Below are 13,750 nucleotides of genomic sequence, written 5' to 3'. Positions count from 1 at the left end.
CAGCTTCGCCATGCGTGGGGAGCCGGGCACGGATCGTGCCCGGCTCCCTACGTTCGGGTGTCGTGCACCCCTCGGATGCAGGGCCCGCGCCGTGCTTGGCGTAACCTCGAAGCCCGGAGCCCGCCGATCTCGGGACCTTGATCCACACCTTGGGGTTGCACAGCAGATGACTGCCATCTCTCTCGGAATGCCGTCCGTGCCGACGAAGCTTGCCGACCGCAGGGTCAGCCGCAAGATCCAGGTCGGCTCGGTGGCCGTCGGTGGCGACGCGCCCATCTCGGTGCAGTCGATGACCACCACCCGTACCTCGGACATCGGCGCCACGCTCCAGCAAATCGCCGAGCTGACCGCCTCCGGCTGCGAGATCGTCCGGGTGGCCTGCCCGACCCAGGACGACGCCGACGCCCTCGCCGTCATCGCGAAGAAGTCGCAGATCCCGGTCATCGCGGACATCCACTTCCAGCCCAAGTACGTCTTCGCCGCCATCGACGCGGGCTGCGCCGCCGTCCGCGTCAACCCCGGCAACATCAAGCAGTTCGACGACAAGGTCAAGGAGATCGCCAAGGCGGCGGGCGACGCCGGCACCCCGATCCGCATCGGCGTCAACGCCGGCTCCCTCGACCGCCGCCTGCTCCAGAAGTACGGCAAGGCAACCCCCGAGGCGCTCGTCGAGTCCGCGCTCTGGGAGGCCTCCCTCTTCGAGGAGCACGGCTTCCGCGACATCAAGATCTCGGTCAAGCACAACGACCCGGTCGTCATGGTCAACGCCTACCGCCAGCTCGCCGCGGCCTGCGACTACCCGCTGCACCTCGGCGTCACCGAGGCCGGCCCCGCCTTCCAGGGCACCATCAAGTCCGCCGTCGCCTTCGGCGCACTGCTCTCCGAGGGCATCGGCGACACCATCCGCGTCTCCCTCTCGGCCCCGCCGGTCGAGGAGGTCAAGGTCGGCCGCCAGATCCTGGAGTCGCTGAACCTCAAGCCGCGCCGCCTGGAGATCGTCTCCTGCCCGTCCTGCGGCCGCGCCCAGGTCGACGTCTACAAGCTGGCCGAGGAGGTCACGGCGGGCCTGACCGGCATGGAGGTCCCGCTGCGCGTCGCCGTCATGGGCTGCGTCGTCAACGGCCCCGGCGAGGCCCGCGAGGCCGACCTCGGCGTCGCCTCCGGCAACGGCAAGGGCCAGATCTTCGTCAAGGGCGAGGTCATCAAGACCGTCCCCGAGTCGAAGATCGTGGAGACCCTCATCGAGGAGGCCCTGAAGATCGCCGAGCAGATGGAGAAGGACGGCGTCGCCTCCGGCGAGCCGACCGTCGCCATCGGCGCCTGAGCACCCCTGCGCCACGGCGCCCCGGGCGCCCGCCCGCGGAGCCCGCAGCGCCGGCCCCGGCCCCGTTCCCGCAGTTCGCGGCCGGGGCCGGGGCTTTTTCGTGACCCCGGCAACCGGGCATCCGCTCCGCCCTGCGGGTACAGTTCGACAGATCAGCAGCCCTGCATGTGAGGCCCCCGTGTTGACGCAGACCACCACCCGGGTCCTTGAGCCCGGCGATCTCGACGCCGCCCTCGCCGTCCTCGGACGCGAGCCGGTCGAGAACGCCTTCGTCACCTCCCGGGTCCAGGTCGCCGGCCTCGACCCCTGGCGCCTGGGCGGCGAGATGTGGGGCTACTACGCCGACGGCGAGCTGCGCTCCCTGTGCTACGCGGGCGCCAACCTCGTCCCCGTCTGCGCCGGCCCCGACGCCGTACGCGCCTTCGCCGACCGGGCCCGCCGCACCGGCCGCCGCTGCTCCTCCATCGTCGGCCCCGCCGAGCCCACCCGGCTGCTGTGGCGGCTCCTGGAGCCCAGCTGGGGCCCCGCCCGCGAGGTCCGCTCCCACCAGCCCCTCATGGTCACCGAGCAGCCCTCCGCCGAGGTGCGGCCCGACCCGCTGGTGCGCCGGATCCGCAAGGACGAGATGGAGCTGATCATGCCCGCCTGCGTGGCCATGTTCACCGAGGAGGTCGGCGTCTCGCCACTGGCAGGCGACGGCGGCCTGCTCTACCAGGCCCGCGTCGCCGAGCTCGTCGGATCCGGCCGCTCCTTCGCCCGCGTCGAGGACGGCAAGGTCGTCTTCAAGGCGGAGATCGGCGCCGCCACCGCCCGCGCCTGCCAGATCCAGGGCGTCTGGGTCGCCCCCGAGTTCCGCGGCCGCGGGCACTCCGAGACCGGGATGGCCGCCGTCGTCGAGTTCGCGCTGCGCGATGTCGCGCCCGTGGTCAGCCTGTACGTCAACGACTACAACACCGCGGCGCGCGCCGCCTACCGCCGCGTGGGCTTCCGCGAGGTCGGCGCGTTCATGAGCGTCCTCTTCTAGCCTGCCGGCCGGCGCTCCTGTCCGGCGCTCCTGTCCTGCCCGCCGTTCCGGCCGCCGCGCCCCCGCGTCCTGTTCCCGTGCCCGCCGGCCACGGGCAACCCCTGCGGCATACCGGCGGCACCGACCGACCAGTAAGGTCGCGGCATGCTGTCTTCCCCCGCGGGCGACGACCCCGCCCGGCCCGCCGGACTGAGCATCGGCCCCCTCGACCTCGCCGCCCGCGTCGACGAGGCCCTGCGCGTGCAGGCCGTGGCCTTCGGGCTCAGCGAGGAGGAGGTCGGCATCCGGCGCTACATCGTCCAGCGCCACATGACCTGCCGCGGGGCCCGTGCGCTCGGCGCGTTCACCGACGACGGGGCGCTCGCCGGATTCGTGTACGGGATGCCGAACGACCGCGCGTACTGGTGGTCCTCGGTCGTCGAACCGTACCTGCGGGCCGAGGGGGAGGACGCCTGGCTCGACGACTCCTTCGTCATCACCGAACTGCACGTCCACCCCGGCTTCCAGGGCCGCGGCGTCGGCCGCACCCTCATCACCCGGATCACCGACGGCGCCGAGGAGAAACGGTCGATCCTCTCCGCCATCGACGCCGAGAGCCCGGCCCGCCGCCTCTACCGCGCCCTCGGCTACACCGACCTCGCCCGACAGGTGCACTTCCCGAGCGCGAGCCTGCCGTACGCCGTCATGGGCGCCCCGCTGCCGCTGCCGCGGCCCTGAATTCGTTTCGGTACCCCGGGCCCGGGCCTATAGCCTCCGGACATGTCAACGCAACACGTGCAGCGCATGTCCCGCCTCATGGCCCGGACCCTCCGCGAGGACCCGGCCGACGCGGAGACCCTCAGCCACCGCCTCCTGGTCCGCGCCGGATACGTCCGCCGCAGCTCGGCCGGAGTGTGGACCTGGCTGCCGCTCGGCAAGCGGGTCCTGGACAACGTCTCGCGCATCGTCCGCGAGGAGATGGACGCGATCGGCGCCCAGGAAGTGCTGCTGCCCGCGCTGCTGCCGCGCGAGCCGTACGAGACCAGCGGCCGCTGGTCGGAGTACGGGGACCTGCTCTTCCGGCTCAAGGACCGCAAGGGCGCCGACTACCTCCTCGGCCCCACCCACGAGGAGATCTTCACCCTGCTCGTGAAGGACCAGTGCACGTCCTACAAGGACCTGCCGGTCATGCTCTACCAGATCCAGACCAAGTACCGCGACGAGGCCAGGCCCCGGTCCGGGGTGCTGCGCGGCCGCGAGTTCCAGATGAAGGACTCCTACTCCTTCGACGTCAGCGACGAGGGACTCGCCGAGTCCTACGCGCTGCACCGCGCCGCCTACCAGCGGATCTTCACCCGCCTCGGGCTCGACCACCGGATCGTCTCCGCCGTGTCCGGGGCGATGGGCGGCTCCGCCTCGGAGGAGTTCCTGGCGCCCGCGGCCGCCGGCGAGGACACCTTCGCCGACTGCCCCTCGTGCGGGTACGCGGCCAACACCGAGGCGGTGACCTTCCCCCTGGCGGAGGTCCCCGGGGAACACCCCGCGCTGGAGGAGATCCCCACCCCCGACACCCCGACGATCGAGACGCTGACGGCGCACCTGGGCGTCGACGCCTCCGCGACCCTGAAGAACCTCCTGGTGAAGGTGGACGGCGAGATCACCGCCGTCGGCGTGCCCGGGAACCGGGAGGTCGACCTCGGCAAGCTCGCCGAGCACCTCGCCCCGGCGGTGGTGGAGTTGGTGACGGCGGAGGACTTCGTGGACCGCCCCGACCTGGTGCGCGGCTACGTGGGCCCGCAGGGCCTGGCGAAGGTGCCCTACCTCGCCGACCCCCGTGTCGCGCCCGGCACTTCGTGGGTGACCGGCGCCAACAAGCCCGATACGCACGCGAAGAACGTGGTCTGCGGGCGGGACTTCGAGGTGGACCGGTACCTCGACGTGGTCGTGGTCGAGCCCGGTGACCCCTGCCCGCGCTGCGGGGCCGGGCTCCGGCTCGACCGGGCCATCGAGGTCGGCCACATCTTCCAGCTCGGCCGCAAGTACGCCGACGCGTTCGCGCTCGACGTGCTCGGGCGGGAGGGCAAGCCGGTCCGGGTGACGATGGGTTCGTACGGGATCGGCGTCTCGCGCGCCGTGGCGGCGCTGGCCGAGCAGACCGCCGACGAGCGGGGGTTGGCGTGGCCGGCGGAGGTGGCTCCGGCCGATGTCCACGTCGTGGCCGCCGGCAAGGCCGTCCCGTTGGCCCTTGCGGAGTCGGCGGCCTCTGCTCTGGCCGAGGCGGGCCTGCGCGTCCTGCTGGACGACCGGGCCGGGCTCTCTCCCGGGGTCAAGCTCACCGATGCCGAGCTGATCGGCGTGCCGTGGATCCTGGTGGCCGGGCGTCGGGCCGCCGACGGGGTGGTCGAGCTCCAGCACCGCGCCACGGGCACCCGTGAGGAACTCCCGCTCGCGGAGGCCCTGACGCGCCTCCGCACCCCCCGCTAACCGCCGGGGCCGACCCCACCGCCACGGCCCCGGCCCCACCGGCCGGCCCACGCCCCGCCCTCGCCCGGGCCCGGCCGGGTCCGGCTCCGCCCGCCCGCAGCGGCACCGCGGGGCTGGGTCCGCGGGGCTGGGTCCGCTGCGCGGAGCCGTTCCCCCACCCCGCCCCTTCCCGAAACCGGGACCTGCGGCCCCGGCCCCCGCCTGGGTGCGGGCTCCGCCCGACACCCGTTCCGTGCGCTTCGCGCCCGGTGCGCTCGAGCGCTGGGCGGGCTGGAATGGCCCGGTGCGCTCAAGCGCCGCGCGGGCTGGAATGGCCCGGTGCGCTCGAGCGCTGGGCGGGTTGGATCGCCAAGTGCTGCTCGCCGCACTGGGGACGGGGGGCCGGCAACTCCAGCCTCGCCGGCGATTGAGGCGCGGGGTCTGGGGCAGCGCCCCAGGAGGTCGGCCGGTTCCGCCGTTGCTTCGGGCGGGGTCCGGCAATTTCAGCCTCGCCGGCGATTGAGGCGCGGGGCCCCGAGGGGTCGGCTACGGCTTCGGGGAGCCGTCCACGGTGGTCGGGGCGTCGGACGGCGGCTCCGGGGTGGTGGGCTCGGGCGGCGGTGCCACCGCGGCCGGGGGCTCCGGGGCGGCGTCGGGGGCCGTGGGGTCCGGTGGGGTGGCGCGCTCCAGGAAGCGGAGGAGCTCCACCGGGAACGGGAGGACCAGGGTGGAGTTCTTCTCCGCGGCCACCGCGACCACCGTCTGCAGGAGCCGGAGCTGGAGCGCCGCCGGCTGGTCCTGCATCACCGCGGCCGCCTCCGCCAGCTTCTTCGACGCCTGGAGCTCCGCATCCGCGTTGATCACCCGCGCCCGCCGCTCCCGGTCCGCCTCCGCCTGCCGTGCCATCGACCGCTTCATCGTCTCCGGCAGCGACACGTCCTTGATCTCGACCCGGTCGATCTGCACACCCCACCCCACCGCCGGGCTGTCGATCATCAGCTCCAGCCCCTGGTTGAGCATCTCCCGGTTCGACAGCAGATCGTCCAGGTCCGACTTGCCGATGATCGACCGCAGCGAGGTCTGCGCCATCTGCGAGACCGCGAAGCGGTAGTCCTCCACCTCGATGATCGCGCTGGCCGGGTCCACGACCTTGAAGTACACGACCGCGTCCACCCGCACGGTGACGTTGTCCCGGGTGATGCCCTCCTGGGCCGGCACCGGCATCGTCACGATCTGCATGTTGACCTTGCGCAGCCGGTCGAGCACCGGGACGATCATGGTGAGTCCGGGCGTCCTGATGCCCTCCCGAAGCCGGCCGAAGCGGAAGACGACGCCCCGCTCGTACTGGCGCACCACCCGCGCGGCGGCGCCTGCGACCACGGCGAGTCCCACGCCCGCCGCGAGCACCGCAGTCAGCACTTCCTGGACCATGACGGCCTCCTGCCGGGGTGCCGGGTGCCGGGCCTACCTTCCACTCCACGGTATGCCCTACATGTACCCCGTATGCGCTTATGCCCCTAAAGCCAGGAAGCGAACTCCAGCAGCAGTTCCGCGTCCCCGCGCCGCCCCGCCACCAGTGCCCGGTGGCCCGACTCCACCGCCCGGAACAGGGTCCAGCCGCGCAGCCGCTCCCGGTCCACCTCCAGGCTGTCGGCCAGTTTGTTCACCCGCCGCCGCGCGCCCGCCGCCCCCGCCGAGGACGCCATCTGGTCCTCCAGCCGGTCCCGCACCAGCCGGGCCAGGTCGTACGCCCGCTCGCCGACCAGCGGGTCCGGGCCCACCGTCAGCCACGGCGCCCGGTCGCCCGCCAGCACCTTGCCCTGCCGGAAGTTCCCGTGCAGCAGCATCTCCTCGCCGGGCAGCGCCGTCAGCTCCTCGCGGACCGCGAGCGCGGCCCCGGCCAGCGCCTCCACCTCCGGCGGCGCCTTGCGCAGCGCCTCGGCCTCCCGGGCGGTCCGCTCGGCCACCGTCTCGAAGGGGTGCCCCTGCGGCGGCTTCACCCACAGCCGCCGCAGCGTCCCGCAGGCCTCCAGCAGCGCCTTCGCCTCCGGCAGCGACCGCAGCGACACCTCCGGGTGCAGCCGCTCCAGCAGCAGCGCCCCGTCCTCGGCATGGTGGCGGGTGTCCAGGACCCGGACGGCCCCGAAGCCGCCCCAGTGGGCCAGCGCGGCCAGCTCCCGCTCGGGCCGGGCCTGCGGGGGAGCGAGCTTCAGGGCGGCCGGGGTGCCGTCGGCGTACTGGACCAAGACGACCAGACTGCTGCGGCCGCCCGGCGCCTGGACCCGCAGGGCCCGTACCTCACGCCGGGCCAGCGCCGCCTCGAGGATCCGGGGCAACTGCCCCAGCCAGTCCGCGTCCTGCGCCGATTCCGGCGTCTCGCCGAGCGCCCGTACGAGCCGCTGCGGCGGTTCGAAAGCCATGCGTGCGTGATCCCTTTCAGCTGGTCCGGGCCGGTGCTGCGCGCTCCGTGAGCCCAGGGAAGGCTACGCCGACACCGCGCCAGCGCGCCGCGCGGACGGCTGCGGCGCTCAGCGCGTCGGCCGCCTCCCGGCGCAGCCGGCCGTCGGCGGCCCGGACCAGATCGGAGTACGCGCCCGCCACCCGGTCCTCGATCTCGGCGGCCAGCCGCTCGGCATCGGCCGGGGTGCGCACCTCGTACGGCAGCGCGTACGCCGGCTCCGCGGACCGGGGCGCACCCCCCATCTCGCGCACGGAGCGCGCCAGGGCGTCGCGCCGCGCCAGGTGCCCGCCGTACGCCTCGCGCGCCTCGTTCGCCCGGGCGGCCGAGGCGCGGGCGCCGATCACTCCGTAGCCGTACGCGGCCGCGTGCTCGGCGGCGAGGGCGGCCTGCGCGGCCTCGAGGGCCCGGTTGGCGGGGGAGGGTTCGGGCTTCACGACGCGGCTCCGGGGGTCGGGGTCAGCAGGTAGGCGTGGACGGCTCCGCACGCCGCCACCGAGGCCAGCAGCCGGGCCAGCTCCCCGGGCGCCCCGGCCAGGGCGACGGTCCGGGACTCGGCGAGGCTGCGCTCGGCGTCCGCGAGGGCGGCGAGCGCCTCCTCCGGCTTCGGCGGCACCGGCTCGCCGCCCGCCGCGGGCGCGCCCGGCGCGGGCGCGGCGGGGGCGGGCGGCGCGGCGGACCCGGGGGCCCCGTCCTTCCCGCGCCCCGGGGCCCCCGAGGCGGCGGAGCCGTCCGAGGCCCCCGAGGAGGCGAGCGCGGAGGTGTGCGCGGCCACCGCTGCGCGCAGCGGGGCGAGGCGCTCGGCCAGCGCCGGATGGGCCGCGGCGGTCGCGTCGTAACGTTCCAGCAGCCGCTCGCTGTCCCGAACGGACGACGCACGCATCCGCCGTTCGAGTGAAACGGCGGGGTCCGCGTCCGCCGCGTCCGGCCCGCCGGAGCACCCGGTGAGCAGCGCGGCGCCGGCCGCGCCGGCTGCACCGGCGAGCAGGCTCCTTCGCGAAGGCCTCGAAGGCAGGGTCCAGGGCACGGCGACGTCCTCGGGGGTGGTGGCGGGCAGGGTGTGATCACGGTACCCGGGGGCTTGTCCACAGGGCGGACGGCAACACCCTCCGCGACCGGATACCCTTTGTGCTGACACGCGACGTACACCACAACAGCACACGCGGCCGAGGAGTCACCCGGATGAGCACCACCCAGAGCGACAGGCTGCGCGGATTGCTGGAGCCGCTCGTCGCCGCCAGGGGCCTGGATCTCGAGGACATCGAGCTGTCCAAGGCCGGCAAGCGCCGGATGCTGCGCATCATCGTGGATTCCGACGAGGGCGTGGAACTGGACGCGTGTGCGGAGCTGAGCCGCGAGGTCTCCGACAAGCTCGACGAGACCGACGCGATGGGCGAGGGCGAGTACGTCCTCGAGGTGAGCTCCCCGGGCGCCGACCGCCCGCTGACCGAGCACCGCCACTACGTACGCGCGATCGGCCGCCTCGTGAAGTTCCAGCTCGCTGAGGGAGGGGAGCTGGTCGCGCGCATTCTCGACGCCGACGACGAGGGCATGGACCTCGAGGTTCCCGGTGTGAAGGGCCGCAAGCCCACCGCCCGCCGCATCGCGTTCGCGGACATCGCCAAGGCGCGTGTCGAGATCGAGTTCAACCGCAAGGACAAGAAGGAAGAGGAGGCGTAGCCGTGGACATCGACATGAGTGCCCTGCGGGGTCTGGTCCGGGAGAAGGAGATCTCCTTCGACCTGCTCGTCGAGGCGATCGAGTCGGCCCTCCTCATCGCGTACCACCGCACCGAGGGCAGCTTCCGCCGGGCGCGCGTGGAGCTGGACCGCACCAACGGCCACGTCGTGGTGTGGGCGAAGGAGGACCCGCGGGACCTCGAGGAGGGGCAGGAGGCCAAGGAGTTCGACGACACTCCGTCGGACTTCGGCCGGATCGCCGCGACGACCGCCAAGCAGGTGATCCTCCAGCGTCTGCGCGACGCCGAGGACGACCTGACCTTCGGCGAGTTCGCCGGCCGCGAGGGCGACGTCATGACGGGCGTCGTGCAGCAGGGCAAGGACCCCAAGAACGTCCTGGTCGACATCGGCAAGCTGGAGGCCATCCTGCCGGTGCAGGAGCAGGTCCCCGGTGAGGAGTACCCGCACGGCCTGCGCCTGAAGGCGTACGTCGTCCGGGTGGCGAAGGGCGTGCGCGGTCCGTCCGTGACCCTGTCGCGCACCCACCCCAACCTGGTGAAGAAGCTCTTCGCGCTGGAGGTCCCCGAGATCGCGGACGGCAGCGTCGAGATCGCTGCGATCGCCCGCGAGGCCGGTCACCGCACCAAGATCGCCGTGCGTTCCACCCGCTCGGGCCTCAACCCCAAGGGCGCGTGCATCGGCCCGATGGGCGCCCGCGTGCGCAACGTGATGGCCGAGCTGCACGGCGAGAAGATCGACATCGTCGACTGGTCGGACGACCCGGCGGAGATGGTCGCGAACGCGCTGTCACCCGCCCGGGTGAGCAAGGTCGAGGTCGTCGACTGGGACTCGCGCTCCGCACGGGTGACCGTGCCCGACTACCAGCTGTCGCTGGCCATCGGCAAGGAGGGGCAGAACGCCCGCCTCGCCGCCCGCCTGACCGGCTGGCGCATCGACATCCGCCCCGACACCGAGGTGTCCCCGGACGCCGACCGGGCCCGGGGCGGGGAATAAAACCGCTACCGGCCGGCGCTGTCCGGCCGGTAGACAGGTTGACGACAAGTTCAAGCGACAAGTTCAAGACAGCAGATCGCGACAACGTCCGTTCGATTTTTCGCCCGAAGGGGTGAGGTCGGTACGGGGAGGTAGACTTAGGCGTGTCTGGCCGGACGCAAGCCCGCGCATGCCCCGAACGCACCTGTGTGGGGTGCCGGGAGCGAGCGGCCAAGAGCGAACTGCTGCGGATCGTGGCGATCGGGGACGAATGCGTCCCCGATCCACGCGGTACGCTGCCCGGCCGGGGTGCCTATGTGCACCCTGCCGCGGTCTGTCTCGACAAGGCGGTCCGCCGCAGAGCGTTCCCCCGGGCCCTACGGTCCGCGGGAGCGCTCGACACGGCCGGACTGGCAGCCGCCGTGGCCGACCGGGCCGAGGCGACACCGTAAGAAGAAGTACGGCACGGACACCCCGTGCGGTCAGGTACCTCGCGAGTTGGAAGTAGGTCGAGATTGCGATGAGCACTCGATGAGTACGCGATGAGTACGCCCATGAAGTAGCGACGGTCCGGCGCAACCCGGACCTAAAAGGAGCGAAGTGGCTAAGGTCCGGGTATACGAACTCGCCAAGGAGTTCGGTGTGGAGAGCAAGGTCGTCATGGCCAAGCTCCAGGAACTCGGTGAGTTCGTCCGTTCGGCGTCCTCGACGATCGAGGCGCCGGTTGTGCGCAAGTTGACTGACGCACTGCAGGGGCCCGGCGGCAGCGCCGGCAAGTCCGCTGCGAAGCCGGGAGCGCCCCGCAAGGCCGCCCCCGCCAAGCCCGGGGTGCCCACCCCGGGTGCCATTGCACGTCCCGCCGCCCCCAAGCCCGGCGCCCCGGCCCCCAAGCCGGCCGCAGCCGAGGCTCCCGCGGCGGCCGCCCCGGTGACCCCGGCCTCCTCCGGCCCGCGTCCCGGCCCGAAGGCCCCGGCCGCCCCCAAGCCCGCTCCGGCGGCGCCCGTGGCGACCGAGTTCACCGCGCCCCCGTCCGCTCCGGCGGCCCCGGCGGCGCGTCCCGGCGCGACCCCGGGCCCGCGTCCGACGCAGCAGCGTCCCGCGGCCCCCGGCCAGGGCGGTGGCCGTCCCGGCGCCCCGCGTCCGGGTGGTCAGGCCCCCGGTGCCCAGGCACCGCGTCCCGGTGGCGCCGGCGCGCCGCGTCCGGGTGCCCGTCCGGCCGGTCCGCGTCCGGGCAACAACCCCTTCACCTCCGGCGGCTCCACCGGCATGGCGCGCCCGCAGGCGCCCCGTCCGGGCGGCGCGCCGCGCCCCGGCGCCCCCGGCGCCGGTGCCCAGGGTGCTCCCCGTCCGCAGGCCGGTCCCGGCGGCGCTCCGCGTCCGCAGGGCCCCGGCGGCCCGCGTCCGACCCCGGGCGGCATGCCCCGTCCGCAGGGCGCCCCGCGTCCGGCTCCCGGTGGCAACCGTCCGAACCCGGGCATGATGCCGCAGCGTCCCGCTGCCGGCGGTCCCGGCCCGCGTCCCGGTGGCGGCCCCGGCCGTCCCGGTGCCGGCGGTCCGCGTCCCGGCGGTGCCGGGCGTCCCGGCGGCGGCGGCTTCGCCGGCCGTCCGGCCGGTCCGGGCTCGCGTCCGGCCGGCGGCGGCTTCGGCGGCCCGCGTCCGGGTGGCGGCGGCTTCGGCGGCGGCCCGGCCGGTGGCGGCGGCGGTCGTCCCGGCTTCGGCGGGCGTCCCGGTGGTCCCGGTGCCCGTGGTGGCACGCAGGGTGCGTTCGGCCGTCCCGGCGGTCCGGCCCGTCGCGGTCGCAAGTCGAAGCGTCAGAGGCGCCAGGAGTACGAGGCCATGCAGGCCCCGTCCGTGGGCGGCGTGATGCTGCCCCGCGGCAACGGCGAGACCGTTCGCCTGTCGCGCGGTGCGTCCCTCACCGACTTCGCGGAGAAGATCAACGCCAACCCGGCGTCGCTGGTCGCGGTCATGATGAACCTCGGCGAGATGGTCACTGCCACGCAGTCCGTCTCCGACGAGACCCTCCAGCTCCTCGCCGGCGAGATGAACTACACCGTTCAGATCGTCAGCCCGGAGGAGGAGGACCGCGAGCTGCTCGAGTCCTTCGACATCGAGTTCGGCGAGGACGAGGGCGGCGACGAGTACCTGCTGCCGCGTCCGCCGGTCGTGACCGTCATGGGTCACGTCGACCACGGCAAGACCCGCCTCCTCGACGCGATCCGCAAGACCAACGTGGTCGCGGGCGAGGCCGGCGGCATCACCCAGCACATCGGTGCCTACCAGGTCGCGGCCAACGTCAACGACGAGGACCGCCGCATCACCTTCATCGACACCCCGGGTCACGAGGCGTTCACCGCCATGCGTGCCCGCGGTGCGAAGTCGACCGACATCGCGATCCTCGTGGTGGCGGCCAACGACGGTGTCATGCCGCAGACGATCGAGGCCCTGAACCACGCCAAGGCGGCCGACGTGCCGATCGTGGTCGCGGTCAACAAGATCGACGTCGAGGGTGCGGACCCGACCAAGGTGCGCGGTCAGCTGACCGAGTACGGCCTGGTGGCCGAGGAGTACGGCGGCGACACGATGTTCGTCGACATCTCCGCCAAGCAGGGTCTGAACATCGACAAGCTGCTGGAGGCCGTGGTCCTGACCGCGGACGCCGCCCTCGACCTGCGCGCCAACCCCGAGCAGGACGCCCAGGGTATTGCGATCGAGTCCCACCTCGACCGCGGCCGCGGTGCCGTCGCGACCGTCCTCGTCCAGCGCGGTACCCTCCGCGTCGGCGACACGATGGTCGTGGGCGACGCGTACGGCCGTGTCCGCGCGATGCTCGACGACAAGGGCAACAACGTCGAGGAAGCGGGTCCGTCGACCCCCGTCCTGGTCCTGGGTCTCACCAACGTCCCCGGCGCCGGCGACAACTTCCTCGTCGTCGACGAGGACCGCACCGCCCGCCAGATCGCCGAGAAGCGTGCTGCGCGCGAGCGCAACGCCAACTTCGCCAAGCGCGTCCGTCGCGTGTCCCTCGAGGACCTCGACTCCGTGCTCAAGGCCGGTCTGGTCCAGGAACTCAACCTCATCATCAAGGGCGACGCGTCCGGTGCGGTCGAGGCCCTGGAGTCCTCGCTGCTCCAGCTCGACGTCGGCGAAGAGGTCGACATCCGCGTCCTGCACCGCGGTGTGGGTGCGGTCACCGAGTCCGACATCGACCTGGCGATGGGCTCCGACGCCATCGTCATCGGCTACAACGTCCGTGCGGCGGGCCGTGCCGCGCAGATGGCGGAGCGCGAGGGCGTCGACGTCCGGTACTACTCGGTGATCTACCAGGCCATCGAGGAGATCGAGGCGGCCCTGAAGGGTCTGCTCAAGCCGGAGTACGAAGAGGTCGAGCTCGGTACGGCGGAGGTCCGCGAGGTCTTCCGCTCGTCCAAGCTGGGCAACATCGCGGGTGTCCTCATCCGCTCCGGCGAGGTCAAGCGCAACACCAAGGCGCGCCTGCTCCGCGACGGCAAGGTCGTCGCAGAGAACCTCACGATCACCGGTCTGCGCCGCTTCAAGGACGACGTCACCGAGATCCGCGAAGGCTTCGAGGGCGGTATCAACCTCGGAAACTTCAACGACATCAAGATCGACGACGTCATCGCGACGTACGAGATGCGCGAGAAGCCCCGCGCGTAAGCGCGAGCCACATCGCACACATCGCACCGTGTCGTAACACCGGGGCCGGTCGGCGGAATATCCGTCGATCGGCCCCGGCCGTTGCGTGTACGGTTCCTGGTGACCCTGCCGCGCGTCGGCCGGCAGGCCACCGAACCCGGACCGGCGGGACA

At 73.2% G+C, this 13,750-nt stretch carries 12 protein-coding genes; 8 read left to right on the top strand and 4 right to left on the bottom strand.

Annotation, left to right across the window (positions count from 1 at the left end):
* Positions 1-166 precede the first annotated feature (166 nt).
* The 4 genes from ispG to ABZ924_RS07405 all read left to right on the top strand — a co-directional run bounded on the left by ispG (position 167) and on the right by ABZ924_RS07405 (position 4,811).
* Positions 167-1,324: a flavodoxin-dependent (E)-4-hydroxy-3-methylbut-2-enyl-diphosphate synthase gene (gene ispG, locus ABZ924_RS07420; RefSeq protein ID WP_361905511.1), complete on the top strand. Its 1,158-nt coding sequence runs from the start codon at positions 167-169 to the stop codon at positions 1,322-1,324.
* Between the two features lie 178 nt (positions 1,325-1,502).
* Positions 1,503-2,348 carry a GNAT family N-acetyltransferase gene (locus ABZ924_RS07415; RefSeq protein WP_361905508.1) on the top strand — a complete coding sequence of 282 codons (846 nt, stop codon included), beginning with the start codon at positions 1,503-1,505 and terminating at the stop codon, positions 2,346-2,348.
* 144 nt (positions 2,349-2,492) lie between these two features.
* Complete coding sequence (locus ABZ924_RS07410; protein ID WP_361905506.1) at positions 2,493-3,065, top strand: GNAT family N-acetyltransferase; 573 nt, start codon at positions 2,493-2,495, stop codon at positions 3,063-3,065.
* 42 nt (positions 3,066-3,107) lie between these two features.
* Positions 3,108-4,811, top strand: coding sequence for a proline--tRNA ligase (locus ABZ924_RS07405; RefSeq protein ID WP_361905504.1), 1,704 nt, complete (start codon positions 3,108-3,110; stop codon positions 4,809-4,811).
* A gap of 525 nt (positions 4,812-5,336) precedes the next feature.
* On the opposite strand, the gene ABZ924_RS07400 is transcribed toward ABZ924_RS07405, so the two are convergent.
* The 4 genes from ABZ924_RS07400 to ABZ924_RS07385 form a co-directional block, all read right to left on the bottom strand.
* A complete protein-coding gene (locus tag ABZ924_RS07400; RefSeq protein ID WP_361905501.1) occupies positions 5,337-6,221 on the bottom strand; it encodes a slipin family protein in 885 nt (294 codons plus the stop codon).
* An 86-nt stretch (positions 6,222-6,307) separates the two neighbouring features.
* Complete coding sequence (locus tag ABZ924_RS07395) at positions 6,308-7,210, bottom strand: aminoglycoside phosphotransferase family protein (RefSeq protein WP_361905498.1); 903 nt, start codon at positions 7,208-7,210, stop codon at positions 6,308-6,310.
* Between the two features lie 16 nt (positions 7,211-7,226).
* On the bottom strand, positions 7,227-7,685 hold the full coding sequence (locus ABZ924_RS07390) for a ferritin-like domain-containing protein (RefSeq protein WP_361905495.1): 459 nt from the start codon (positions 7,683-7,685) through the stop codon (positions 7,227-7,229).
* Entirely contained in the window at positions 7,682-8,275 is a 594-nt protein-coding gene (locus ABZ924_RS07385; RefSeq protein ID WP_361905493.1) for a hypothetical protein, read from the bottom strand. The genes ABZ924_RS07390 and ABZ924_RS07385 overlap by 4 nt, the downstream gene beginning before the upstream one ends.
* Positions 8,276-8,430: 155 nt before the next feature.
* Between ABZ924_RS07385 and rimP the strand changes: the two genes are divergently transcribed.
* From rimP to infB, 4 genes are all read left to right on the top strand, one after another.
* A complete protein-coding gene (gene rimP, locus ABZ924_RS07380; protein ID WP_361905490.1) occupies positions 8,431-8,928 on the top strand; it encodes a ribosome maturation factor RimP in 498 nt (165 codons plus the stop codon).
* Positions 8,929-8,930: 2 nt separating this feature from the next.
* A complete protein-coding gene (gene nusA / locus ABZ924_RS07375) occupies positions 8,931-9,941 on the top strand; it encodes a transcription termination factor NusA (RefSeq protein ID WP_361905487.1) in 1,011 nt (336 codons plus the stop codon).
* Positions 9,942-10,084: 143 nt separating this feature from the next.
* Positions 10,085-10,372, top strand: a complete 288-nt coding sequence (locus tag ABZ924_RS07370; RefSeq protein WP_361905485.1) for a YlxR family protein — start codon at positions 10,085-10,087, stop codon at positions 10,370-10,372.
* Between the two features lie 148 nt (positions 10,373-10,520).
* Positions 10,521-13,598, top strand: a complete 3,078-nt coding sequence (infB, locus tag ABZ924_RS07365; RefSeq protein WP_361905481.1) for a translation initiation factor IF-2 — start codon at positions 10,521-10,523, stop codon at positions 13,596-13,598.
* The last annotated feature ends 152 nt before the right edge of the window (positions 13,599-13,750 follow it).

Source organism: Streptomyces sp. NPDC046876, from assembly GCF_040645035.1.
Lineage (GTDB): Bacteria > Actinomycetota > Actinomycetes > Streptomycetales > Streptomycetaceae > Streptomyces.
The sequence above is the reverse complement of the archived record's forward strand: the minus strand, read 5'-3'. Positions and strand labels throughout refer to the sequence as shown.

What these genes read in the sequence shown, in the direction of transcription:
- ABZ924_RS07405 (WP_361905504.1), top strand. Translation starts at nt 3,108, where the DNA reads ATGTCAACGCAACACGTGCAGCGCATGTCCCGCCTCATGGCCCGGACC.
- ispG (WP_361905511.1), top strand. Translation starts at nt 167, where the DNA reads ATGACTGCCATCTCTCTCGGAATGCCGTCCGTGCCGACGAAGCTTGCC.
- ABZ924_RS07400 (WP_361905501.1), bottom strand. Translation starts at nt 6,221, where the DNA reads ATGGTCCAGGAAGTGCTGACTGCGGTGCTCGCGGCGGGCGTGGGACTC.
- ABZ924_RS07410 (WP_361905506.1), top strand. Translation starts at nt 2,493, where the DNA reads ATGCTGTCTTCCCCCGCGGGCGACGACCCCGCCCGGCCCGCCGGACTG.
- rimP (WP_361905490.1), top strand. Translation starts at nt 8,431, where the DNA reads ATGAGCACCACCCAGAGCGACAGGCTGCGCGGATTGCTGGAGCCGCTC.
- ABZ924_RS07395 (WP_361905498.1), bottom strand. Translation starts at nt 7,210, where the DNA reads ATGGCTTTCGAACCGCCGCAGCGGCTCGTACGGGCGCTCGGCGAGACG.